Genomic DNA, 23606 nt, shown 5'->3' with positions numbered 1-23606 from the left:
TTTTTTATGCCTGATATATGAATGATGATTGGCAAGCGGCTAACCTAGCTGCTGTGCCCCTCATCCAATAACTCACGGAAGCTTTTTCCTTTATCGGTTCTGGGCTCAGGTGGCAGCCCTAAAATCCGCTCGCCGACATTATTTTTCACGATCTCATCTGTGCCGCCAGCGATTCGCATCCCCGCGCTGCCGAACCATAAGCGTTGCACCAGTTCCCAGCCCGGTGCTTGTGCTTTGGCATCCAGCAGTCCCCGCGCGCCCTGTAAATCCATGGCAAAGTAGGCAAAGTCTTGTAGGGTGCGGGCCGCGACAATTTTGGCAATCGATAACTCAGCGCCCGGCTCTTTGCCTTGGCCTAGGGCTGTGAGCCCGCGGCATTGCAATAACCACAGCCCTTGAGCATTAAGGTAAAGATCGCTTAATTTTTGTCGGTTGCGACTGTCCTGCATGGCTGTGTGATGACCATGTTTACCGGGACTGCGTAGCATCAAATCTGCGGCGCTTTGCCAAAGCTTGGGTGGCATCACCCCGCCAATACTGAGGCGTTCATTCATCAACCCGGTGAGCGTGACTTTCCAGCCGCCACCTTCTGCGCCGATACGTTGGCTGTCGGGAATAAAGACATTATTGAAAAACACCTCATTAAATTCCGCCTCACCATTGGCTTGCCGGATAGGGCGCACCTGGACGCCCGGGCTGCGCATATCAATATAAAAGCTGGTCATCCCCGCAAATTTACCTTGTTGGGGATCGGTTCGCGCCAGTACCAAGCCGTAATCAGCAAACTGGGCTAGGGTCGTCCAGACCTTCTGACCATTGAGCAGCCAGCCATCCCGCCCGTCGGTGACTCTTTCTGCCCGGGTTCGTACCATGCCCAGATCAGAGCCCGCACCCGGCTCCGACAGTAACTGGCACCAGAGGCTATCGCCGTGCAAGGCGGGCTCAACATGTTGGCGAATAATGGCTTCACTGCCGTGGACAAACAGTGAGGGGATCACCATGCCAAGGCTGACATTAAAAATACCTGTGGGCACGTTAAAGGCGGCTTCTTCTTGGCGGTAAATCACCTCTTGTACCGGTGTGCCGCCCATACCACCAAATGCTGTTGGCCAGGTGATGGCACCAAATCCTGCCGCGGCTTTTTTGCGTTGCCAAGCCCGCGCTTGGCTGAGAAGTGCTGTTTGGCTGAGATCACTGCCGAATACATCATCCGGGCGCTGTTTGGTGGTGGCATTTTCTGTCAGCCATTGCCGACACTGGTGGCGAAATGCTGCTTCTGCCGCTGAATCATTAAAGTCCATATACTTAATCCTTGTCTTTTATCGTCAGGCACTTATGCCTGTGATCTTTTACTGAGGCCATCATTAGGCGGCGCTGGTTGGTGCCATCTGCAATTCAAGCTGATCAGCAATGATGGCCGACCAGTCATCTTCTGTGCCTAAGATCAGTGCTTGATGACGGGCGGTGCGGTAAAACAGTTGGCAATCGAGCTCCCAGGTGTACCCCATGCCGCCATGCACTTGAATGGCCTCTTGCGCGGCAAAATTCAGTGCCCGAGTAGTGGCAACCCTGGCACTGGCTGCAGCAATGGCCAGTTCCGCTGCACTTTGCTCACCGCTGCGGCTATCAAGCTCCAGCGCCCACGCACCAAAATAACAGTGCACGCGCGCCATTTGGTTCAGGGTATACATATCGGTGAGCTTGTGTTTGATCCCTTGGTAAGAGCCAATGGCCCGGCCAAAGGTGCGGCGGGTTTTGGCATACTCTACGGCCATCTCGGTCACGGCATCGGCACTGCCAAGCTGCTCAAAGGCGGTTAATATCGCCGCCCGGTAGCGTAATCTTTGCAGTAATGTCAGCGGGGCTTGCGCCAAACTGCCATTGAGGGGCTCGGCATGGCTGGCATTAAAGGTTAACTGGCCACAGGGCTTAACCGGATTGAGGGTCTCTTGTGTGCTGATACTGACGTGATTAGCCGCAATATTGGGCACCAGCAGCCAAATCAGTGGTTGCTTATCGTTTTGGCTATTGCCCTGACTGTCGTGCAGCCCCTGTGCTTTTTGGGCCAGAACCAAGACAAACTCCGCCGCAGCAGCATCAGTGACCAGTGAACAAGTGCCACTGAGACTGTGGCCGTCAAAGACCGGCAAGTTTGTGAGCGCATCTTCACATTGTGTTGGATGATGATCCAGCGTGCAGTCCAGCGGCGCGGCGAGGGTGGCGATACTGCCAGCATTGATTTTTCCCAGCCAATGTTGCTGTTGCTGGGCATCGCTGCCCAGCAATAATGCCTGTGTGGCTAAATAACAGGTGGAGAACAGTGGCGCAGGGGCCAGTTGTCTGCCCGCTTCCTCTGCTGCAATACACAATTCAGCCGCGCCCAGTCCATACCCCCCGGCGGAGGATGGCAGCATAATGCCGGTGACGCCAAGCTCAGTCAGCCCTTGCCAGAGCTCGCTACTGTGGCTGGATTGTTGCTCTAATACCTGTCTTGCCACTGTAAGGGGGGATTGCTGCTGCATAAAGCGGCGCAGTGATTGTTTCAGTTCATATTGCTCGGCGGTAAAGTCAAAATTCATCTCAGGCTCCCTTACTGCGATTCACTACGGATGCTGTTGCCCGTGTCAGTGGCGCTGCGTGACTGATTCAGTCCCTGTAAAATGCTGTCATTATCCTGTCCCAGTGCCGGGGCATGCTGGGTGAGTGTCGGGGTGAAATCTGTCATGCGGATCGGGCAGGGATAATAGCGATAGGTTTGCCCACTGGGGTGCTGAGCCGTTTGGCTCAGCGCTCTGGCGTTTGCATGGGGGTGGTCAATGGCTTGCGCGACATTCAGCACCGGCGTGGTGCAGGCATCAATTTGGGCGAAAATTGGTTGCCAGTAGGACATGGGGTTGGCGGCGATGACGGCGGCAACATCAGCGATAACCGCGCGCCCGGCATCACCGGGTAGGTGGCCTTTGGCCTGTAAGTCCGGGCGTTTGATCGCCTCACAAAAGGCTTGCCAAAATTTTTGTTCAATGGCGCCCACTGCCAGATAGCGCTCATCTGCGGTTTGGTACACCTGATAACAGGCCAGTGCGCCGGAAAGGTAATCACATCCACGTGGCACCGGGGTATTGTTTTGCTGCTGATAAGAGGTGGTCGCCATTACATTTAATGCCATAAGGCAGTCACTCATGGCGATATCCACATGGCGGCCTTGACCACTGCGACTGGCATCAAATAGCGCTGCCAAAATGCCGGTGGCCGCAGAAAGTGTGCCGCCTGCTAGATCTGCAATGGGCAGGTTGCCTGTGGCAGGCGCCGCATCGGCATGGCCGTTTTGTTCTAGCACCCCAGCAAGTGCTTGATAGTTAATATCATGTCCCGCCTGTTGTGCCAGTGGCCCTGCTTGGCCATATCCGGTGATAGAGCAATAGACTAATGCGGGATTCAGCTTGCTTAGCTGTTGGTAGTCTAACCCAAATTTCGCCATTACCCCGGGGCGAAAACCTTCAATCAACACATCGGCGCTTTTCAGTAATTCTCGGATCTGTGCTTGGCCGGTATCACTGCGCAAATCCACCGCAAATGAGCGTTTGTTGCGGTTAATCATCATAAACAGCATGGCGTAATTATCTGGCCCACCTCTTACAGGGTCGCCTCGACCGGGGGGCTCAATCTTAATCACTTCCGCACCCATATCAGCAAGGTATTGGCTACACAGTGGTCCGGGCAGTAACTGGGTAAAATCGATGACCCGAATGCCATCAAGGGGTTTACGGTTTTGGCTCATGCTTGTTCCTTTTTACTTCTTTTTGTCATCCTGCTACCACTTTTGGCTGTCGTGCCATTTAGTGCTTGCCATCTATTGCTTGCTGCCATCTAATGCCGGTTTAATAAACCGCGGCAGCGCTGGCGCTTACCTGTGATGGCGCGATAACGCTTGGTGATATTGCTGTTTTAGCTGCTCGACTAAGGCACTGACTGGCAGTACTTGGTCGATTGCGCCAATACCTTGGCCAGCTGACCAGATATCCTTCCACGCCTTAGGGTTTTGCCCTTGCTTGGCAGACAGTTTGGTATCTAGATTCTGAAACAGGGTGTCTTTTGCGTTGTTTACTGAATCCGCCTGTGTGTGCGTGGCTTGCGGTTGTTCAAGTCTGGATTGTTCAACACTGGATTGTTCAACACTGGGTTGTTTAAGATAGGGGCGGGCAGAGCGAGCAAGATAATTGGCCGGCATGCCAGAAAATTGGGCGGTATTACAGATAAGATCGCTGCCATCGGCCACCATCATCTGTTTGTGCGCATCAACAGCGCCGGATTCTGCCGTGGCAAGAAAGCGACTGCCCATATAAGCAAAATCTGCCCCTAACAGTGTGGCGGCTGCAATGGCTTCGCCGGTACTGATGGCACCCGCCAGGGCGATGGGGCCAGACCAGAAGCGGCGTACTTCGGCGATAAAGGCAAAAGGCGATAAGTTGCCGCCATGCCCGCCGGCTCCGGCGCAGACTAATATCAGGCCATCTACACCATCATCAATAGCCCGCCGAGCGTGTCTTACGGTTGTGACATCATGCCAAACCTCGCCGCCGTAGTTGTGTACCGCCGCAACGACTTGAGCCGGTCGGCCAACAGAGGTGATCACCAGCGGAACCTGCTTATCACACAGGGTGGCCAGATCGGCACTTTGCCGGTCATTGCTGGGATGTAGGATAAGATTGACCCCAAATGGCGCGGCCAGAGTTTGGCTATCTCCCCGTTTTACCCTTAGGTTATGCTCGGCGATACCTTGCCTTAGAGTATCAATCCATTGCCCTAAGCTCGCTTGAGGTCGTGCATTAAGCGCAGGAAAGCAACCGATAATGCCAGCGCAGCATTGAGCCAGTACCAAGTCGATATTACTGGCCAAAAACATGGGCGCACCAATCACCGGAAGCGCCAGATTTGGCCTGTGTGCCAGCAAAGAAGGCGTGTTATCCGCTGGGTTGCTTGGCTGAGCATGACTCATGACTTAGCACTTGTGTCAGAATCTGCATTGGCATGCTTGGGCATGGGGAAGGTAATGGCATTGTTGCCATAAAATTGCTGCCCATTTGCCGCCATTTGCCGCAACATTGCAGGCAAGGCAAAGCGCTGGGCACAATGCTGCGCTGCTAAGGCATCACAGGTAGTGATCACCTGTTCAAGCCCGATAGTATCCATGGTGGCAAAGGGGCCGCCGAGATAAAACGGGAAACCTACCCCGAAACAGGCACCGATATCACCGTCAGCCACTGAGGCTAATACCCCCGCAGCCATCGCCCGCGCAGCATCGGCCAATTGGGCATAGAGCATGCGGGTTTGCACGCTGCGCTGATCGGGCTGCTCACTGGCTGGCAACTGAGGCCAGATATCGTTAAGGCCAGCCCAAAGGGATTTACTGCCATCGGCCTGATACTGGTAAAAGCCCATCGCATTTTTACGGCCAAAGCGACCATGCTGTTTAACCAGTGTTTGGATCACACTGACAGAAGAGCCCGGGGTAAATTCATCCCCCAGATCCGCTTTGGCCTGATCGGCGCCGTGGCTGGCCAGATCCAGACCTACCTCATCGGAAATGGAGAGTGGCCCCACCGGATAGCCAAAATGACGGGCAGCATTTTCAATCAGTGCGGGGTTGATGCCTTCTTGTACCATGGTGACACCTTCATTCAGGAAGGCACCGAAAAACCGACTGGTAAAAAAGCCCCGGCTGTCATTGACCAATATGGGGGTTTTAGTCAGTTGCGCGACGAGATCTAACGCGTTTGCCAGTGTGGCATCATCGGTTTGCTGTGCCTTGATCACTTCAACCAGTGGCATACGTTCCACCGGAGAGAAAAAGTGCAGGCCAATCATACGTTGCGGGCAGGAGAGGGTTTCAGCCAAACCTGTGATGGGCAGTGCGGAAGTGTTGCTAGCCAGAACTGCAGTTGCGGGCAGATGGGCCTCGGCGCGGGCATAAACCTGGGCTTTTACCTCCCGATCTTCAAAAACCGCTTCTACTGCCAGAGTGACCTCTGCCAGAGACTCCCACTGCTCACTGGGCTCAATCCGCGCCAAAATGGTGTCCATCTCGGTGGGGGAGAGCCGACCTTTTTCACACAATTTAGCTAGTTTCTTTTCACTGTATGCTTTGCCCTTTTGCGCTTTAGTGAGATCGCAGTCCAACAAGCGCACCCGGATCCCCGCTTGGGCGGCGCACAGTGCAATCCCTGCACCCATCAGCCCCGCGCCCAATACGGCAATATCGGTATGTTGGGTAACGGCAATGTGTTTAGGACGGTGCATCAGGCTGTCAGCGCGGGTTTTATTGATAAAACCTGTGCGCACCATATTGCCCGCGACGGGATCAATATTAAGCCGGACAAATTGCTTACACTCAACGGCGAGTGCTTTATCTATCGGCAGTTGCATCCCTTCATAGAGGCAGGATGTGATGGCAAATGGGGCGGGCATATTGCCAAATGTGGTGGCACTGAGATTGGCGCTGGTAGCCATAAATAATTGTGCTAATGCTGGGGCGGATGGGTCTTGTCCCCCCGGGATGGTAAAACCGGGCATATCCCAGGGCTGCAGTGCTTGCGGGTTATCATTCAGCCAAGCTCTGGCGTGAGACAATAATTGCTCTGGCGGACAAACCTTATCAACCAGCCCTTGCTTGAGTGCTGATGTGGCGGTTAATTGCTTGCCTTGCAGTAATAACGGCAGCGCAGCTTGCACACCGAGCATACGAAGATAACGCTGAGTACCGCCTGCGCCCGGTAACAGGCCCACACCGACTTCCGGCAACCCGACTTTCAGCACGGGCGTATCAGCGGCAATGCGACCGTGACAAGCCAGTGCCAGTTCAAATCCCCCGCCCAGTGCCGGGCCATTAAGCGCGGCAACAAAGGGTTTGCCGCAGGTTTCGATGCGCCGCAACAACATGGAAAATGCCAGACATTTTTGATACAAGGTTGTTGCATCGACCGGTTCATTGAGGGTCTTTTCTAAGGTATTGAGATCCGCCCCGGCAATAAAACTGCTTTTAGCTGAAGTGAGGATCACCGCGCGAATGGCATCATCGGCAAAAATACGCAGCAGGTGATGCTCCAGACTGTCGATAAAATGCTGATCCATCACATTCACCTGGGAATCAGGCTGATCTATGGTCAGGGTTGCGATGCCGCTGTCATCCAGGCTAAGGGTAAAATAATCAATCATAATGAAATCCTGTTCGAAAGGGGCGCCATTACAGGCGTTCAATAATGGTGGCACTGGCCATCCCTGCCGCTTCACATAAGCAAACCATGGCCAGAGATTGATCCCGGCGAGCCATTTCAGCTAGCACTGTGCCAACTAACATGGCGCCTGTGGCTCCGAGGGGGTGCCCCATCGCAATTGCGCCGCCATTGACATTGATATCACTGTGGTCGATATCCATTTGCTGCATAAAAGCTAAGACCACGGCGGCAAAGGCTTCGTTAACCTCCCAGAGCTGAATATCGGCGGCGGTCATCCCGGCTTTTTGTAAGGCCATGTTGGCGGCATCTGCGGTGCCCGCTAGCATTAAGGTCGGCTCACAGCCTATGGTGGCGGTGCTGAGAATGCGTCCCTGAGGTTGCTGCCCAAGCCGGTCGGCCATTTGCGCTGACCCGACCAGCACGGCGGCGGCACCATCGACCACACCGGATGAGTTTCCGGCATGGTGGACATGATTAATTTGCGCAAGTTGGGGGTATTTCTGCTGTGCGATGGCATCAAACCCCAGTTGCTTACCCAATTTGGCAAAGGCAGGTTGCAAGGCGGCTAAATCCTCAGCTGTAGTTTGTGGGCGTAAAATTTCATCTTGAGTCAGTAATGTTTGTCCCAGCAGATCGGTGATGGGCAATACCGCTTGGTCAAAGTAGCCCTGCTGCCAGGCATGGTGCGCCCGCCGTTGACTGGCCAGCGCATAGTCATCACAGTCGCGGCGGTTCAGTCCGTTAAGACTGGCCAGCAGATCGGCGCTTATTCCCTGCATCACAAAGCCGGTATTGGCCGCAACACTGGGGTCGGTGGCCCAAGCGCCCCCATCAGCGCCCATGGGGATACGGGACATACTCTCTACACCACCTGCAATCACTAATTCATTAAAGCCAGATGCGACTTTGGCGGCCGCCAGATTAATGGCTTCCAGCCCTGAGCCACAGTAGCGGTTAAGTTGCATGCCCGGTACCTGTTGCGGCAGCCCGGCATTCAGCGCCGCGATGCGCCCTATGTTGCCGCCTTGTTCACCCACCGGCATTACGCAGCCAAGCAGCACATCTTCAATCAGATCTGCTGTGATGTTTTGGCTCAATGCAGACAACACCTGACCGGCTAATTGCACGGGGGTGATTTCATGTAGTGCACCGTCTGCGCGGCCTTTCCCTCTTGGGGTGCGCAGGTGTTGGTAGAGATAGGCGTGTGTCATAGGGCGATCCTTTCCATGCTTTGCGTTGTATGTACTGCTACTTGCGATTACTTACTGTTATTGGTGCTCTGCTCTTGGCGCTCAAGCGTTGTGGGCTTGTGACAAGGCTGATGTATGTGCTCTTGCTGTATTCATTCTTGGTATCTTTACGCTTGGTCTACCTAGCGTGCCGAACGAGCAGCGAATAGCGCTAAGTTACTGTTGTTACTGTTATGAGTGACAAGCTAAATCTGTCGCGATACAGGTTGAACTTTATTATTTCTATTGCCCTGTATTCACAGTGGTGATTTTCCATTGATTGTTCGGTGGTACTGGCGGGGATTTTTCTTAGGCGGTGTGGCTGTGAGCGTAACTGGCTGGTGGAAAATGGTGAATGGTAAAAGTTAGCGCCTAGCTGGCATGTCAGTTAACTAATTCGGGGGAACTGGCCATTTTATTATCCTTGGCTTCTAGCGCTAGGCTTCTCGTTAACGTCTGCTTTCAGGTGTGTTTGTGTTTTCGTCTCCACAGTTTGGTTTACTTGCTTTAGACGATGTGAGAGGGGAAAAGCGGGCAACATACTCCTTTACCCATAACGGGTTTTCTTGCGAGATCGCATGGCGGATGTGCTCCCCGAAAGCCGCAAACGGATAATGGACCATACCCTTAGCACTATTTTACTTGAGCGAGGCGCTAGCCATAGGGGCAGGCGATAGCTCTGGTGAATAACCATGCCTTACTGTGTTGATGTTTAGGCGTAGGACGCTTACACATGACGCGAATGCAAGCTACAGGCACTGTAAGGCTTATCGGGTGTGGATTGTGGAGAAACACCATGCTAAAACGATTTTTACTGTTGGAACAAATGCTGATCCCCGCGGTGTTTAATTTTGTCATTAATGCCGCTGCGGCCTGGTGGTTGACCCGGCAGCAAGATTTTATTCCTTTTTGGGGCAGTAGCAGTATTGCTGTTGACACCCTGGCCACGGCCTTGCTGCTGCCCCTGCTTACTGCACTGATCACCACGCCATTGCTATTGTCCCGGGCGCGGCAGGGCGGTTTTGATAAGTTTCCCTTACATCAATTAGCCACAGGTTATGGCCGGGTGATTAGCGGGATTTCTTCGTTATCTCAGTCAACATCCCAATCCCAGTCAAAGTCTACGTCTGGAGCTGACAACCGTAGCGCGGGATTCAATCGTATTCGGCGAATGTTACTGGCGCTGCGTATCGGCCTATGTGGCAGCGTCATTGGGATCTTATTGGCGTTACTCGTGCTGTGGATCTTGTTGTTAACCGGCACTACGGGGTTAGAGACGGCTCATTTTATTCTCATTAAGGCGCTGTTTGCTGCGGTGCTTGGGGGCATGGTGAGTTGCATGATGGGCTATTGGACGTTGCAAGCCATTGCTTTTCGGCGCTTAGGCCATACAAGTCGGCTAGCGTCAGACCCTAAGATGAAAACTGATTCGGTTCAAAATGTTTAACTGGTTAATGTAGTTATAAAAATATCAGGGAATAGCGCTGCCAAGAGCACAGATAAACCGGTTAATTAGCTGATGGGGTAACGGGGGATTGGCACGCTATTTACCCATTACAAGAGTGTTGAGCAAGTTTGCATAAAACAAGCATAAGATAACGAAGCAGTCGTTAAGGAGATGGGGACAGGAGCCATCCTGTTTACCGCATTTCTGTTTACCACCCTGTCAGAGCCAGTGGTGCTGCGGCGCTACTCGGAAAAGGAGAGCAGTCTGATGCAATATGACTTTATTATTATTGGCGGCGGTTCAGCCGGGTGCGTACTGGCTAACCGTTTGAGTGCGCAGCAAAATAAACAAGTATTGCTGTTGGAAGCTGGTAATAAGAAAGAGGATTTTCTTACCAAGATGCCTGCCGGGTGGGGGCAGATCACCCGGGATAGTCGGTATTCTGCCCTGTATCAGACTTCGGCAGAGCCACATAATGATGGTCGGCAGCATACTGTTCCCAGGGGAAGGATGCTTGGGGGCTGCTCTGCCATTAATGGCATGCTGTATGTGCGAGGGCAACATCAGGATTATGACGACTGGGCGGCCGCTGGGGCGAGTGGCTGGAGCTGGCAGGAGGTCAAACCCTATTTTATGCGCTCTCAACAGCGTCAGGACTGCAGTAGTTTATCGCCAGATTATCATGGCGATACTGGCCCCTTACCGGTGCAGGAATTGGTGGAAAAGCATCCGGTCAGTGATGCCATGATCCGCGCCTTTACCCAACAGGGCTTTCCTTATAACCCGGACTTTAACGGCCCGAACCAAATTGGCGCCGGATATTTTCATACCACCATGCAGCAAGGGGAGCGCTGCTCCAGTTTTCGCGCCTTTTTGCAACCTGTGTTGTCCCGCCCCAATCTTACTGTGATCACTGCGGCGATTGCCGACCGAGTGGAGTTTATTGCCGGGCGAGCCATTGCGGTGCATTATCGCAAAGATGGTCAGCCCTGTCGGGTGGAGGTATCACAGGAGGTGATATTATGCGCTGGTGCACTGGATAGCCCGGGGATACTGATGCGCTCAGGGATAGGCCCCGCGGCTGAATTATCTCGCTTGGGAATAGCTCCTGTCGCTTGTCGCGTACATGTGGGATTACACCTTAAAGATCATTATATCGTGCCGATGATGTGGCGACTTAAATCCTATGTGCCCAGTTTAAACAGTCGCTTAGGTGGGTTTGGTGCTGTGCGTGAGTTGCTACAATACCTGTTTACCCGCCGTGGGGCGTTGACACTACCGGGGGCTGAAGTGGGCGCTTTTGTCCCTCTACCTGAGCAGACGGATGACAATGGGGCCAGCACTGATCGAGTTAATAACGATAAAGCTGGTGGCAATAGCACCATAGCTGCAGAGCGCCGGCCTCAGGTGCAGTTTCATTGCTTGCCGGTGACCGGCGATACCGTCAGTAAAAAGCCCCATCCTTTTCCCGGTTTGACACTTGCCCCCTGTGTTTTGCGCCCAAGGGCTGAAGGGCGGGTGAGACTTAAGGATAATAATCCTGTGTCTGAGCCTGAGTTTTTCTTCAATTATCTGGGTGATAAAAAAGATATTGATGACACGGTAGCCGCGATGCAACTGGCACGGCAAGTTGCGGCGCAGCCGGCATTGGCCGGGCTTATTGATTATGAAGTACTTCCCGGGGGCCAGTATGCTAGTCATCAGGCGTTAGCTGATTATGCCGCGGCTCATGGCACGACAGTACATCACCCGGTGGGCACTTGCCGCATGGGGCAGGGGGATGATGCAGTGGTGGACTGTGAGCTGAAAGTGATTGGGGTGCGCGGCCTGCGGGTGGCGGATGTATCCGTCATGCCGCAGATCACCTCAGGCAATACCAATGCGCCAGCAATGATGATTGCTGAGCGTGCGGCGGATTTGCTGCTAGGGAGACTGAAATTAAAGCCAGACAATCAATCATTTGCTGTTAACTCGGGCAAGCACTCTCGTCATTATCCTCATACCGATGGCAATGAGACAGCAACTGATGAGATTGATGCAGGCGTGTTGGCAAAAACCAGTTAGCTATTTCAACTTAGCGCTCAACTCTTTGTCTTGGCGCGGTAACCGACTTACTGCCGTCGTTTTGTCACTTTTATCCCTGAATTAGCTGAGCTTAGGTGCTTGGCATCATTTGTTATACGACTTATGCCATCACAGCGCCGCTGTAATCACTAAGGTGAATAGCTGGCCATTCATGCAAAAAAGTACCCAGGCCGCGTCAGGCTAGATAGGGTGGGATAAGCCTCATTATGGCAGGGCAAACAAATCAATTTTGATTAGACCAATATCAGGTTAGCGCCAGTGGGAGACAAGGATGCAGAACAAGACTCAAAACATGAATGCAGATGTCGTTTCTGGTGATCAAGCTGCAAACAGCCCCTCGCTCAATCAACCACAGGAATTCGAACTCGCTGCGGTGGCAATTCCATCTGCACTGCAGGAGATATTTTATCCCTATGGTTTGAGCGCCTCTGAGCTGCCGGATAGTCCGGTATTGTGCAGTATTCAAGGGCGGGCGCTACATATCACCATTAATCGACCGGAGCGGATGAATGCCATCGACAGTCAAACAAATGGGTTTCTGGCAGCCGTAATGGATTTTTTCGCAACAGAAGAGGCGCTGTGGCTGGCGGTGATCCGCGGTACTGGTGAACGGGCATTTTCCGCCGGTGGTGATATTCGTGCCATGAATGAAGCTGCCGCGGGGGGAGAGGCGTATCGCGTGCCAGAAACCGGTTACGCCGGACTGACTTCCCGATTTAACCTCAATAAACCTGTGATTGCCGCGGTTAATGGGCTGGCTATGGGCGGGGGATTTGAAATTGCCTTGGCGGCGGATTTGGTTATTGCCGCAGAACATGCCAGTTTCGGCTTACCTGAGCCACATATCGGCGTTGTGGCCTATGCCGGCGGGATGCACAGATTACCGCGTCAATTGGGCATGAAACGGGCGATGCAGTTACTACTGGCCTGTGACACCTTAAGTGCGCCGCAGGCACTGGAATGGGGCTTGATCAATCAGGTTGTGCCGGCTGCAGAGCTGGATAATGCCGTACAACAATGGATTGGTAAACTGCTGCGCGCCGCACCGCTGGCATTACAGGCAACTAAGGCCTGTGTGCAGCAAGGGCTGAATCATCCGTTGCCAGAGGCGATTTTAGCTCAGGAGCAGGGCGGTTATACCGAGCTGGAAGTGATGCGCAACAGTCACGACATACTTGAGGGAATTACCGCTTTTGCCCAGAAACGCTCACCTTGCTGGCAGGGACGCTAATGGGTGTTTAGTGAGTTTAGATGATTTGAATTTTTAAACGGTTAATCAATAAAATAATTATTTAATAACAATGCTATAGATTTATTTTGTGTTTTTGTTTTGAATTTTTTTGATAAGGATTTTGCTGCCAGAGACTCTGTATGAATCATGTATGGGGTATGCACGAGTCTGGATGCTAAGACCGCAAAACAGCATAGCGATAAGGCATCTCATTAACAGTGTCGAGCGCACGGCAAAAGTAGTAAACGCGGAAATAATTATTTATTAGGTAGCGATATAGATAATAAAAGCTCGATAACGATATTCGAGCAATAACATACAAGCACGATAATCACAGCATAAGGGAGAGGGCTGCAGATGATAGCAAGACAACACTGGCAGGAGTTAGCTGACAAGTTGGTGCCTAACAAAGGCGTTAAGCGTTATCTGCAGCAACTGCGGAATCATTGCGGGCAAACGGCGCAGATTTATCATGGTCGTCAGCGCCGTTCCTTATTGGTTAGTGGTTTGGTTGAAAAGACGCGTAGCAAGCGGGTGAGACAGTTTACCGGGATATTGGCGCTGCTTGCGAGTGTGCCTATTGCCAGCGCAGAGCATCTGCTCGATAGCAATAAAAGCACGGATTTACCCAATATTTTGGTGATTATGGCCGATGATGTGGGGCATACCAATATCAGTGCTTACAGTCATGGTCTAATGACCCAGACTCCCAATCTTGACCGGATTGCCAATGAAGGCATGATGTTTACCGATCACTATGCCGAGCCGACCTGTACCGCTGGGCGAGCCTCATTTATCACAGGGCAGATGCCGATTCGCACCGGGTTGACTACGGTGGGGCTACCGGGCTCGCCACTGGGTATTAATGAAAAAGATCCCACGCTAGCAGAACTACTTAAGCCATTAGGCTACAAAACGGCTCAGGTAGGGAAAAATCATTTGGGCGATCGGGACCATCATCTGCCCACTAACCACGGCTTTGATATTTTCTTTGGTAATCTCTATCACTTGAATGCGGAAGAGGAGCCGGAGCAGCGAGATTATCCCCATGAATTACTGCAAAACTATCGTCCCCGTGGGGTGATTGATGCCAAGGCGGAGCCGGGCGGCTATATCCGCGACACAGGGCCGTTGACCCGAAAACGCATGGAAACCATTGATCGAGAATTTGTTGATAGATCCCTGGCGTTTATTGATGAAGCCCATGAGCAAGGCAAGCCATTTTTTATTTGGCATAACCCTACCCGTATTCATGTTTATACCCGTTCCTTGCCACAATATATCGCTCGGATTGCAGAGGTGTCGTCAGAAGAAGATATTGCCGGTGCTGGCGTACTAGAGCTGGATGAACATGTCGGTATGCTATTGGATAAACTGGAAGATCTGAATATTGCCGATAACACCATAGTGATCTTTACCTCTGATAATGGGCCGCAACTGTTTGTTTATCCCGATGCCGGAGCCAGCCCATTTCGGGGCGAAAAGGCGACAACCTGGGAGGGTGGGGTACGTGTACCTATGATGGTGCGCTGGCCTAATGCCATTGCCGCGGGGAGTAAATCAAACGGTATACAAAGTCACTTGGATCTCTTTACTACTTTGGCTTCTGCCGCGGGCATTAAAAATGTTGCTCAGCAGCTGCGGGAGCGGGATAAGGTGCATATTGATGGGGTTGATAATCTGGCCCATTGGCGCGGGGAAGCGGACTCAAGTCGGGAGCACTTTATTTATTACAATGAAAGCCAGCTGACCGCCGTGCGCTGGAAGCAATGGAAGGTGCATTCAAAAGTACGGGAAGGCTTTTTTGACTATTTCCGCCAAAGTGCGCTGCTGTTTAATCTGAAGATGGACCCCTTTGAGCGTAACGATGGACGCTATGCTGAGCAGCTGGCATTGCGTAAGGCTTGGATCGGGGGAGTGTTGCGGGATTTAATTACAGCGCATGTGACGACCTTGCACCAATTCCCGCCACGGCAAAAGGGAGGCTCACTGCGCGGCGGACTGGAGCTGGTGGACAAAAACAAACCTTAATGTCACTTGTTGCCTTTGGTGGCTTTCATTGGCGGGAGTAAATCCTGTATGCTGCTAATGTAAGTGGGCATTTTAACGACAACGGCGCCGTACAGCAGTCCTGAGGCGCTGTTTTTGTTGCAGGATTTTGCTAAAATGCCGCCAAATTTAATGTGAGATTGAACTATGCCTATCTATGTTGTGGGACACAAGATCCCTGATTCCGATTCTATCTGTGGTGCCATTGCGCTGGCTTATCTGAAAAACCAGATCGGCGAAGCCGCTGTAGCTACTCGTCTGGGCGATATTTCTCCTGAGACTCAATTTATTCTGGACACCTTTGGTGTTGAAGCTCCTGAGTACAAGACCAGCTATGCTGGCGAGCAGGTTTATATTGTTGACCACTCTGAAGTGACTCAAGCGCCAGACGATATTGCCCAAGCCACTATTGTGGGTATTGTTGATCACCACAAACTGGGTGACCTGACTACTGCAACGCCGCTGGAGTGCTGGATCCGTCCAGTGGGCTGTTCTAACACAGTAATCAAGATGATGTACGATTTCTACGGTGTAGAAATTCCTCAGCAAATCGCTGGCATCATGATGTGTGCGATTCTGTCTGACACAGTGATCTTCAAGTCACCAACCTGCACCACTGCTGATATCCGTTGTGTTGAAGCGCTGGCTGCAATTGCTGGTGTGGAAGATTTCAAAGCGCTGGGCATGGAAATGTTCAAGGTGAAATCAGCTGTTGACGGTACTCCAGTGCGTGAACTGGTGATGCGTGACTTTAAAGACTTCAATATGAACGGCAACCTGGTAGGTATCGGTCAGCTGGAAGTGGTTGACTTGGCTGTGTTTGATGCCATCAAACATGAGCTGGAAGCAGATATCGCTGCGCTGAAAGCAGAAGGTAACCGTCACTCTGTACTGCTGTTGCTGACCGACATTATGAAGGAAGGCTCTGAAGTGCTGGTGGTCTCTGATGCTGATGATCTGACCCATCGTGCATATGGCAAAGCATCTGAAAATGGCCGTGTATGGCTAGATGGTGTACTGAGCCGCAAAAAGCAGGTTGTTCCGCAACTGCAAGAAGCTTTCGCTTAATCAATAAGCCTTTCTTATCGCAGGGGAGGTTAATTTCTCCTGCGGTTGAGAAATATAAATACCGGTCTTATGGCCGGTATTTTTTTGCCCATTTGGCACAGAACCACAAGGCTGAAAATGCGCTCAGGCCGTCATAGAACGTCGCTTTATTCGGTGTATTTATGAATTTCAAACAGTTCTGGGTGAGCAAATCAAGTTGGTGGCATTGGAGATACAGGTGCTCGCAAAAACATGCAGAATTATCCATTGTTAATTACTTTCCTATGGGTTGTTTTTGATCTCATAAGCTACTGTTTATTCAACGTTATTGATGACTATCATCGTGGGGTTTGACGATTGAAGCGGGATTGTTATAACCAACATTAAGAGTGACTAGAACACTAAATCAACTCTTGTGCAGCGACCAAAGCATTCAATAGCAGTGAGTTTGTAAGTTGGGTCAAGCGACATGAGATCCAGATTGAATATATTCAACCTGGCACCCCTTATCAGAAGGCTTATATCGAGCGACACAACAAAACAATTCGATACAGCTGGGTTAGCAAACATCTGTTTGCCTAAATCGAGGAAGTACAAGACTATGCTGCTCAATGGCTTTGTTTTTCCAATCATGAACGACCACATAAAGCAAACAATGGCAGGCCACCATTGATGGCTGCTTAACTTCTACTTTTAACAGCAGCTAAAAAGGGAGGATTATCTTCCCATAGCTCGATTTGCAACTCGTTCTCCTAAATCACTTAAGTTTATAAAAACTGTGGCAACTCGCCATTATCCAAATAATATAGTAGATCAGGGTTGTTTAATACACCACGATAAAAAATAGCCTCCCACCGATTGACTGATTGGCCTTCTGTATTTCTCAAAAACCTTCTTATTATTCGACTTGCAGTATCTGGATCAGGATCAAGCCTCTCATCAGAAAAATTGCTTAATAAAGTCATATACTGTGAACGACAGAATTCTTCAAACCGCTCGATAAAGTCCACACCGTCTATATGAGTGCAAACTAAAATCCTTAGCGATTGTTCTATATCATCTGGAACGGAAATATTAAATGCAGACGGACTAGAATAAGGCTCACAAATCTCCAATGAAATCAATACTTGGTCAACAGGATCAAAGTAAGGGTGAATAAATATTTTGTTTCCATGTTCGTCTTGAAAGTCAGTTCCTTTTCTACCTTGGCACTCACTACACATAGGCGTAAGATTAGTTAAAACAGCGGCTAACTCTGGGTAAGCATCTTTAGGGAAATAATGATCCAGAGTTCCCGGTTTACCCGGTTCACCACAGCTAGGACAAAACAGTAGCCCGTGCTTTCTTCTCATATCTTCAAGAATATTGTAAGGCTGCTTATCTTTTTCAGGTGAATACAGACCAATTAACGACTTTTTTCGCTTACCTATGAGCCTCATTAATGGATCTGGGTGATCATTAGGCTTAACCACTAGCAAAGCCTCAGATGCTATCCTCTGTCGGGTTATATAAGGAGACAAGTCAAAAGGTGTCATCCGACTAGGATCTGCACCAAGTTCAATATATGTAAGGATCTTCTCCTCTAAATCTGGCAGTAAAGCCTCGTAAAACTCTTTGTAATGCTCTCGCTCCGCAAAAATATTACGAATCACTTGAACAGAATCATTAACAGGAAGGTTAAGCTTAGCTACCACTATACTTTCTCCCTAAACTCAGAATTTTCATGATTAATTCTTCGTTAATTTCATCACCAAGTTCTCTGATTAGCTGCTCCGCATCAGGAGCTTCTTGCATCTTCTCCTCTAGCCAATCATCAAATGGTTTTGAAACGGATTTATCCCCGAAAACATAGGACGAAATCCTTTGGACACTGCCACCAAAAGTTTCAAAAGGAGGAGGGACGATTTCGAGTCCATTGCCTTCATGGCGAAATATATGAATACACTTAGAGGGTACTTCTCGAACAACTGCCAGCGAATGTGTGGCCAAGATAGCTTTTGATTTAAATGGTTTTAAGATTACCTTAAGTAAAGAAATAAACTCTATCTCAAGTGTTGGATGTAGAAACAACTCAGGTTCATCTATCACTATGAGGCTATGCTCCCTAATCGCCCCAACCACGTTGATTACAATATAACTAAATAGTTGCTGCCCTGAACTAAGCCCTTTTACTTTGTTATCTTTAATAAACTGAATGCCATCAGTAAAATTGCATATACTCTTAAATACTTCCTTTTCATATTTAGCACCAACCAATCCATTTAACTCTAAATAATCTTCGCCATTGATAATACTGGGAAAGCTATCCAAAATCCCACCAGCTTTACTCAAATCCACTTTAATCGCCAAATGGTCAAAATCCAGCGCTACTTTTAATGCTGACTCTACGGCTTCAAACTTGTTAACCCACCAACTTTCACCTTTATACTTTTCGTCTTCAAAAATAGCATCAATCAGTGAGTGACTTGCCTCAAACTTTGGTAAATTACGATTAATACGTATGGTGTCATCTTCACGTTTCTGTCTAAAACCAAAATATCGATACGAACTTCTATCAGCCACCTCATCTTCAGCAGTTAGACCCAAGCTAAACTCTTCAAATGGGCTATATGAAACCAAAATCAAACGGTTAATATTTGGCCTCACGTCAAATGGCTCATGCTCTAGGCCATCAAGCGTTTTTTTATCGCCCATTCCTGTTTTCAACCAGTATTCAACCAGAGCTTTTAAGCAATAAGACTTCCCAATACCATTAGGACCGATTAGAACGTTAACATCGTAAGGAAGGAGACCTGATTCGAATCTAAAGGGGATTGATTTTGACTCCCACTCTGGTGTTAGAATATTTAACTTAAAGTCGCGTATCTGACTTTCTTCACCAACAAACAAACGCCAACCATCTTGGTATGACTTGCTGCTTCCACTGTCTCGAAGTAATGAGTTAGAAAATTCTGAAGTTTTAACTAGAACCTTAGCTTCAGTATCCCCAATAACATTTACCAAGTATCCAGCATCTCTTAAATTTAACAGTACTTTTAGGGCTACTTGTTCATCAAGCTTTGAATGCAAAACCTTATATAAATCAACATCTGTTGGCACAGAGACATAATCTACGTCCGGTATAGGAAATTCACCATTCCAGCCTGCAGCACATAATTCATCTAATTTATTAGCCGTATAATCACAATCCGTAATTAGGAGCTTTAAACTGAAATCGACAGGCTGTACAGCTCCTGCAATAACAAGGGTACTATTCAATGTTGACTGTGTACCAAAGTCATCCCAATTGTTACCGCTGAGCGAGAGGTAACTATCCTCTCCTACTAACTCCGGAGGATTTAATCTCCAACTTCGATTGGGCGTATATTTTATTTTCATATAGCGGGTTGCTCTACAACTTCGACAACATCTGCATCAACCATTTGCTTTTTAATTAACGATATAAAACGCTTATCATTAACTAGTTTCAAGAATAAATCGATGTTGTTTTCATCAATAACAAACTGACCATTTTCATTTGAAGGTAAGTTGAACTCATGATCATCAATGATTTTTTTCATATCTTCGATGAACTCTTGATCTTCGAAGTAACGGGTTTGTTCAATAGCGACTAAACGACGGAGTAGGGTTTTATTAGTACCGATAGCGACTTTTAGGTCATTCACACTTGCCACAATGCCATGCTCAGCAAAAGCATCAGCCAGAAGGTCACGCTTGGCCTCTAATCCTTCTCGTATATTCAAGCCAAGCTCATAATTAGCCTTATCTCGGATAAATACATCATTACCATAGGCTACAAAATCAATCGCATTTCTAAATGAAAATATATTATCCACTTCTACCTTTTTGAACTGCCCTTCCTTAAATATCCAGTTTTTTGCAGTCCGAGCAGATCTTAAATTCCAGCCGCCTTTAACTTTAGAAAACGCATAAATTTTACTATCCAGCTGTGTAAACTCAAAAACTAAAGCCCAAGCATTATTAAACTGCTTTATGTCTACAATTGGATCGTTGTCAGCACCATCTTCAATTTTTTCAATAATCGTTGCTAAATCTGTATTATTTTTATCATCGACTAAAGCTCGATCTTCATCTATAGCCGCGGTTAATGCCTGATACTCATTTAACACATTAATTGGCTCTATGGCTGCACTTTGATTTCCGCAAAAGAAAGCCTTAAGAGTGTTCTTTAAGTCGGCGTCTAAACCATCAATAGCAGCAAATAAAGCCCTATAACTATTTTGAGCATTACGGGTATTCTTCTTGATAACCCACAAACGACATGTTAATTCATTAAAATTTAATGCTTTTAATTGTTCAAGTAACTGTAATTTATCTTGCATGGTTAGTCCCTTAGTCTTTTATTATGCCCATGTAATTATTCAGTTTTTTATATTCTACTAAATCATTAGTTGTTAGATCTTTCGGTGATAGCATCACACATTCTTTAGCCCTACCATTTTCGGTATAGCTACAGTCATAAAGACCATAACCAAGTGCTGCCAAAATTGGATTGATGAAAATACTCTGACTGCGAATGGAGAGTAAGCAGAGGATACCCAAGAATATGATGAGCGATAGCAAGTCTTGCCATTTGCTTAAGTCAAAGGCGACGAAGGAAATCATATAGGGGATAGTGTAATTCACCACTTCACTAGAGCGACTTTTCGCTTTTGTAATGGTGATATCAAACGGGTTAGAAGTGATATTCTTCAGGACATACCACAGCATCAACAAGCTAATCACTGAAACTATGACTAATCCCCAAACTACACTTGAGTTTGTCATCGAAAAGCCAATGGGGAATGTAATCTTGTGAAGCCCCAGCATGGCAGAGTTAAACTGGTGCGTATACCAATTAAGTCCAGTGATATCTTTGATTATCATGATCAAAAATAGTGGTGGTAGTCCCCCCGAAAAATAACAGCAGCCAAAAGTAGAATTTTCTCGTAAGGTAAAACGTAGGAGATTCGACATGAAAACATCGCGATACACAGACAGTCAGATAATTAACATCCTCAAGCAAGCTGAAGCAGGAACGCCCGTTCCAGAGCTTTGTCGTGAGCATGGCATGAGCAGTGCGACCTTTTACAAATGGCGTGCAAAATATGGTGGCATGGATGCGTCACTCATGGCACGCATGAAAGAGCTTGAGGACGAAAACCGGCGGCTCAAGAAAATGTATGCAGAAGAACGCCTCAAAGCCGAAATCATTCAGGAAGCCATGGCAAAAAAGTGGTGAAGCCCAGTGAGCGGCGAGTGCTTGCTCAGCAGTCTGTGGCGGCTTCAGACATCAGTATTCGAATGGCGTGTCGCATTTTCAGTGTCAGTGAAAGTTGCTACCGCTACCAATCAGTCCTTCGAGATGAAAATGCGGATATTGCCGATTGGCTTATCCAGCTGACGACAGATGAAAATGACTGGGGCTTTGGTCTGTGCTTTGATTACCTGCGCAATGTGAAAGGCAAACTCTGGAACCACAAACGCGTATATCGTATTTATTGCGAGTTGGCGTTAAACCTGCGTATTCGCCCCAAACGACGGCTAAAACGCCATGCCCCAGAGCCTCTAAAAGAACCCGTGCGGCCGAATCAAGTTTGGTCTGTAGATTTCATGCATGATCAATTAGCCGATGGCCGACGCTACCGCTTATTCAACGTTATCGATGATTATCATCGTGAAGGTTTGGCGATTGAAGCGGGATTGTCATTGCCAGCATTACGAGTTATTAGGACGCTAAATCAACTCTTGGAGCAGCGGCCAAAGCCTTCAATTATCCGTTGTGATAATGGGCCTGAGTTCATTAGCGGTGAGTTTGTCAATTGGGCTAAGCGACACAACATTCGGATTGAATATATTCAGCCAGGTAAGCCCCAGCAGAACGCTTACATAGAAAGGCACAACAAAACAATTCGATACAGTTGGGTCAGCAAGCATCTTTTCGACTCAATAGACGAGGTACAAGACTACGCAACAAAGTGGCTTTGGTTTTACAATCATGAACGACCACACAAAGCAAACAATGGCAGGCCACCACTGATGGCTGCTTAGCCTCTACTTTAAACTGCGGTTAAAAAAGGGAGGACTACCTCAGGAGCTGAGGGTTGGCGCGATATTCAAGAGTTTGGGGACAATAAAATTGATTGGTTAAAGCAGTACCGTTTGTATGAATCAGGTGTTCCCCGCCGGCACACGATTGCGCGCATCTTGCGCGCTATTGAAGTCGAATCACTGCTGTTAGCCCTATTAAGCTGGGCCAATGAGCATCGTTACCATTCTGGTAAGCCACTGATTGCACTGGATGGCAAGGTACTTCGAGGGGCTTATCGTAATAACCCCAAGCAAGCATTGCAGCTTGTTACTGCATACGACTGTGAGAACGGACTCGTTCTCAGCCAGCGGCCGACAGCCAATAAAAACGGTGAAATCAAAGTTGTACGACAGATGCTCAAAGTCCTTGATATCAAAGGTGCCGTCATCACTATGGATGCACTCCATTGCCAGCGTGAAACGCTTGAGTTAATCAGCAGTAAGAAAGCTCATGTCGTTGTTCAAGTTAAGAAAAATCAACCTCTACTGCATAAATTTATTCGTTCTCAATTCCAAACTCTGTGTGATGCCAATAAGGAAAAGGTCATTACTGAAGTTATTCAGCAAGCTCATGGGCGTACAGAAGCACGTTACGTCTTTCAGTTAAAGGCTAAGCTCACCCCGGAGTTAATAGAGAAATGGCCGACCATCCGCAGTTTCATTGCGGTGGAGCGCCATCGTACTCAAGATGGTAAAACCTCAATCGATACCAGCTTCTACGTCAGCTCTTTATCACCAAAACATAAGCTTTTAGGACACTATATTCGTCAACACTGGCGTATTGAAAATAGTCAACATTACATCCTTGATGTTGTTTTTAAAGAGGATGCTTCGCGCATTGCAATGGGTGATGCCGTTGAAAATATGGCGCTATTTCGCCGGTTTGTGATGAACCTGTTGCAGCAGTGCCATTGTGATGCACCAAGCCAACGAAATAAGATAAAAAAGGCGGGCTGGAATGATGATTATCGTTCAAAGGTCTTCTTTGGATAAAAAGTCATCGAAGTATGCTCTCGCCCTGTTAGCTTTATAGGCTGTGAAATAAACTTAGGACACAGCATAGGTAGTCAATTCTTATGAATTATCTAATACATTACTTATGTCGATTCTATCAATAATTAGTGTACAAAAAACATTACTTTGCTCGCAAGTCTAAAATATAAAAGGAAAATCATTATTTCATTATTTCATTAGTT

The 23606-nt window shown here is 48.6% G+C and carries 16 protein-coding genes and 2 pseudogenes; 8 read left to right on the top strand and 10 right to left on the bottom strand.

Annotation, left to right across the window (positions count from 1 at the left end; genetic code table 11):
• Positions 1 to 44: 44 nt before the first annotated feature.
• The 6 genes from NFHSH190041_RS09425 to NFHSH190041_RS09400 all read right to left on the bottom strand — a co-directional run bounded on the left by NFHSH190041_RS09425 (position 45) and on the right by NFHSH190041_RS09400 (position 8443).
• Positions 45 to 1301 carry an acyl-CoA dehydrogenase family protein gene (locus NFHSH190041_RS09425; RefSeq protein ID WP_261924967.1) on the bottom strand — a complete coding sequence of 419 codons (1257 nt, stop codon included), beginning with the start codon at positions 1299 to 1301 and terminating at the stop codon, positions 45 to 47.
• A 63-nt stretch (positions 1302 to 1364) separates the two neighbouring features.
• Positions 1365 to 2579 (bottom strand): acyl-CoA dehydrogenase family protein, encoded by a 1215-nt coding sequence (locus tag NFHSH190041_RS09420; RefSeq protein ID WP_261924966.1) that lies wholly within the window; start codon positions 2577 to 2579, stop codon positions 1365 to 1367.
• Positions 2580 to 2590: 11 nt separating this feature from the next.
• Positions 2591 to 3778, bottom strand: coding sequence for a CaiB/BaiF CoA transferase family protein (locus tag NFHSH190041_RS09415; RefSeq protein ID WP_261924965.1), 1188 nt, complete (start codon positions 3776 to 3778; stop codon positions 2591 to 2593).
• A 126-nt stretch (positions 3779 to 3904) separates the two neighbouring features.
• A complete protein-coding gene (locus tag NFHSH190041_RS09410) occupies positions 3905 to 4996 on the bottom strand; it encodes an NAD(P)H-dependent flavin oxidoreductase (protein WP_261924964.1) in 1092 nt (363 codons plus the stop codon).
• Positions 4993 to 7212: a 3-hydroxyacyl-CoA dehydrogenase NAD-binding domain-containing protein gene (locus tag NFHSH190041_RS09405; protein WP_261924963.1), complete on the bottom strand. Its 2220-nt coding sequence runs from the start codon at positions 7210 to 7212 to the stop codon at positions 4993 to 4995. Before NFHSH190041_RS09405 ends, NFHSH190041_RS09410 begins: the two co-directional genes overlap by 4 nt.
• Positions 7213 to 7240: 28 nt before the next feature.
• Entirely contained in the window at positions 7241 to 8443 is a 1203-nt protein-coding gene (locus NFHSH190041_RS09400) for an acetyl-CoA C-acetyltransferase (protein ID WP_261924962.1), read from the bottom strand.
• An 814-nt stretch (positions 8444 to 9257) separates the two neighbouring features.
• Between NFHSH190041_RS09400 and NFHSH190041_RS09395 the strand changes: the two genes are divergently transcribed.
• From NFHSH190041_RS09395 to NFHSH190041_RS09370, 6 genes and pseudogenes are all read left to right on the top strand, one after another.
• Positions 9258 to 9908, top strand: coding sequence for a hypothetical protein (locus NFHSH190041_RS09395; protein ID WP_261924961.1), 651 nt, complete (start codon positions 9258 to 9260; stop codon positions 9906 to 9908).
• A 171-nt stretch (positions 9909 to 10079) separates the two neighbouring features.
• A complete protein-coding gene (locus NFHSH190041_RS09390; RefSeq protein WP_261924960.1) occupies positions 10080 to 11972 on the top strand; it encodes a GMC family oxidoreductase in 1893 nt (630 codons plus the stop codon).
• A gap of 292 nt (positions 11973 to 12264) precedes the next feature.
• Positions 12265 to 13224: an enoyl-CoA hydratase-related protein gene (locus NFHSH190041_RS09385; protein ID WP_261924959.1), complete on the top strand. Its 960-nt coding sequence runs from the start codon at positions 12265 to 12267 to the stop codon at positions 13222 to 13224.
• Between the two features lie 357 nt (positions 13225 to 13581).
• Complete coding sequence (locus NFHSH190041_RS09380) at positions 13582 to 15255, top strand: arylsulfatase (RefSeq protein WP_261924958.1); 1674 nt, start codon at positions 13582 to 13584, stop codon at positions 15253 to 15255.
• A 165-nt stretch (positions 15256 to 15420) separates the two neighbouring features.
• On the top strand, positions 15421 to 16341 hold the full coding sequence (locus NFHSH190041_RS09375) for a manganese-dependent inorganic pyrophosphatase (protein ID WP_261924957.1): 921 nt from the start codon (positions 15421 to 15423) through the stop codon (positions 16339 to 16341).
• A gap of 285 nt (positions 16342 to 16626) precedes the next feature.
• Positions 16627 to 17004, top strand: a pseudogene (locus tag NFHSH190041_RS09370) (integrase core domain-containing protein); the annotation flags it as partial.
• Between the two features lie 83 nt (positions 17005 to 17087).
• On the opposite strand, the gene NFHSH190041_RS09365 reads toward NFHSH190041_RS09370, so the two are convergent.
• From NFHSH190041_RS09365 to NFHSH190041_RS09350, 4 genes are read right to left on the bottom strand one after another with little or no spacing between them, the layout of a single operon-like run.
• The gene (locus NFHSH190041_RS09365) at positions 17088 to 18014 is read right to left on the bottom strand and encodes an HNH endonuclease (RefSeq protein ID WP_261924956.1); all 927 of its coding nucleotides are present in this window, start codon (positions 18012 to 18014) and stop codon (positions 17088 to 17090) included.
• Positions 18004 to 19698, bottom strand: coding sequence for an ATP-binding protein (locus tag NFHSH190041_RS09360; RefSeq protein ID WP_261924955.1), 1695 nt, complete (start codon positions 19696 to 19698; stop codon positions 18004 to 18006). Before NFHSH190041_RS09360 ends, NFHSH190041_RS09365 begins: the two co-directional genes overlap by 11 nt.
• Positions 19695 to 20663 (bottom strand): DUF4868 domain-containing protein, encoded by a 969-nt coding sequence (locus NFHSH190041_RS09355; RefSeq protein ID WP_261924954.1) that lies wholly within the window; start codon positions 20661 to 20663, stop codon positions 19695 to 19697. Before NFHSH190041_RS09355 ends, NFHSH190041_RS09360 begins: the two co-directional genes overlap by 4 nt.
• 10 nt (positions 20664 to 20673) lie before the next feature.
• Positions 20674 to 21297: a hypothetical protein gene (locus tag NFHSH190041_RS09350; RefSeq protein WP_261924953.1), complete on the bottom strand. Its 624-nt coding sequence runs from the start codon at positions 21295 to 21297 to the stop codon at positions 20674 to 20676.
• Between NFHSH190041_RS09350 and NFHSH190041_RS09345 the strand changes: the two genes are divergently transcribed.
• Both NFHSH190041_RS09345 and NFHSH190041_RS09340 read left to right on the top strand, forming a co-directional pair.
• Positions 21296 to 22371, top strand: a protein-coding gene (locus NFHSH190041_RS09345) for an IS3 family transposase (protein ID WP_261921927.1) whose coding sequence is annotated in 2 segments (ribosomal slippage) — positions 21296 to 21548 and positions 21548 to 22371 — 1077 coding nt in all. Because the reading frame shifts where the segments join, the coding sequence is not laid out codon by codon here. The genes NFHSH190041_RS09350 and NFHSH190041_RS09345 overlap by 2 nt on opposite strands.
• A 39-nt stretch (positions 22372 to 22410) precedes the next feature.
• Positions 22411 to 23403 (top strand): annotated as a pseudogene (locus NFHSH190041_RS09340) (ISAs1 family transposase); the annotation flags it as partial.
• Positions 23404 to 23606: the final 203 nt, after the last annotated feature.

It is taken from the genome of Shewanella sp. NFH-SH190041 (genome assembly GCF_024363255.1).
GTDB lineage: Bacteria > Pseudomonadota > Gammaproteobacteria > Enterobacterales > Shewanellaceae > Shewanella.
This window is presented reverse-complemented; position numbering and strand designations above follow the sequence as displayed.

Excerpts from the sequence above, each read along its gene's own strand:
- NFHSH190041_RS09425 (WP_261924967.1), bottom strand. The coding sequence starts at position 1,301 with ATGGACTTTAATGATTCAGCGGCAGAAGCAGCATTTCGCCACCAGTGT.
- NFHSH190041_RS09420 (WP_261924966.1), bottom strand. The coding sequence starts at position 2,579 with ATGAATTTTGACTTTACCGCCGAGCAATATGAACTGAAACAATCACTG.
- NFHSH190041_RS09415 (WP_261924965.1), bottom strand. The coding sequence starts at position 3,778 with ATGAGCCAAAACCGTAAACCCCTTGATGGCATTCGGGTCATCGATTTT.
- NFHSH190041_RS09410 (WP_261924964.1), bottom strand. The coding sequence starts at position 4,996 with ATGAGTCATGCTCAGCCAAGCAACCCAGCGGATAACACGCCTTCTTTG.
- NFHSH190041_RS09405 (WP_261924963.1), bottom strand. The coding sequence starts at position 7,212 with ATGATTGATTATTTTACCCTTAGCCTGGATGACAGCGGCATCGCAACC.
- NFHSH190041_RS09400 (WP_261924962.1), bottom strand. The coding sequence starts at position 8,443 with ATGACACACGCCTATCTCTACCAACACCTGCGCACCCCAAGAGGGAAA.
- NFHSH190041_RS09395 (WP_261924961.1), top strand. The coding sequence starts at position 9,258 with ATGCTAAAACGATTTTTACTGTTGGAACAAATGCTGATCCCCGCGGTG.
- NFHSH190041_RS09390 (WP_261924960.1), top strand. The coding sequence starts at position 10,080 with ATGGGGACAGGAGCCATCCTGTTTACCGCATTTCTGTTTACCACCCTG.
- NFHSH190041_RS09385 (WP_261924959.1), top strand. The coding sequence starts at position 12,265 with ATGCAGAACAAGACTCAAAACATGAATGCAGATGTCGTTTCTGGTGAT.
- NFHSH190041_RS09380 (WP_261924958.1), top strand. The coding sequence starts at position 13,582 with ATGATAGCAAGACAACACTGGCAGGAGTTAGCTGACAAGTTGGTGCCT.
- NFHSH190041_RS09375 (WP_261924957.1), top strand. The coding sequence starts at position 15,421 with ATGCCTATCTATGTTGTGGGACACAAGATCCCTGATTCCGATTCTATC.
- NFHSH190041_RS09360 (WP_261924955.1), bottom strand. The coding sequence starts at position 19,698 with ATGAAAATAAAATATACGCCCAATCGAAGTTGGAGATTAAATCCTCCG.
- NFHSH190041_RS09355 (WP_261924954.1), bottom strand. The coding sequence starts at position 20,663 with ATGCAAGATAAATTACAGTTACTTGAACAATTAAAAGCATTAAATTTT.
- NFHSH190041_RS09350 (WP_261924953.1), bottom strand. The coding sequence starts at position 21,297 with ATGTCGAATCTCCTACGTTTTACCTTACGAGAAAATTCTACTTTTGGC.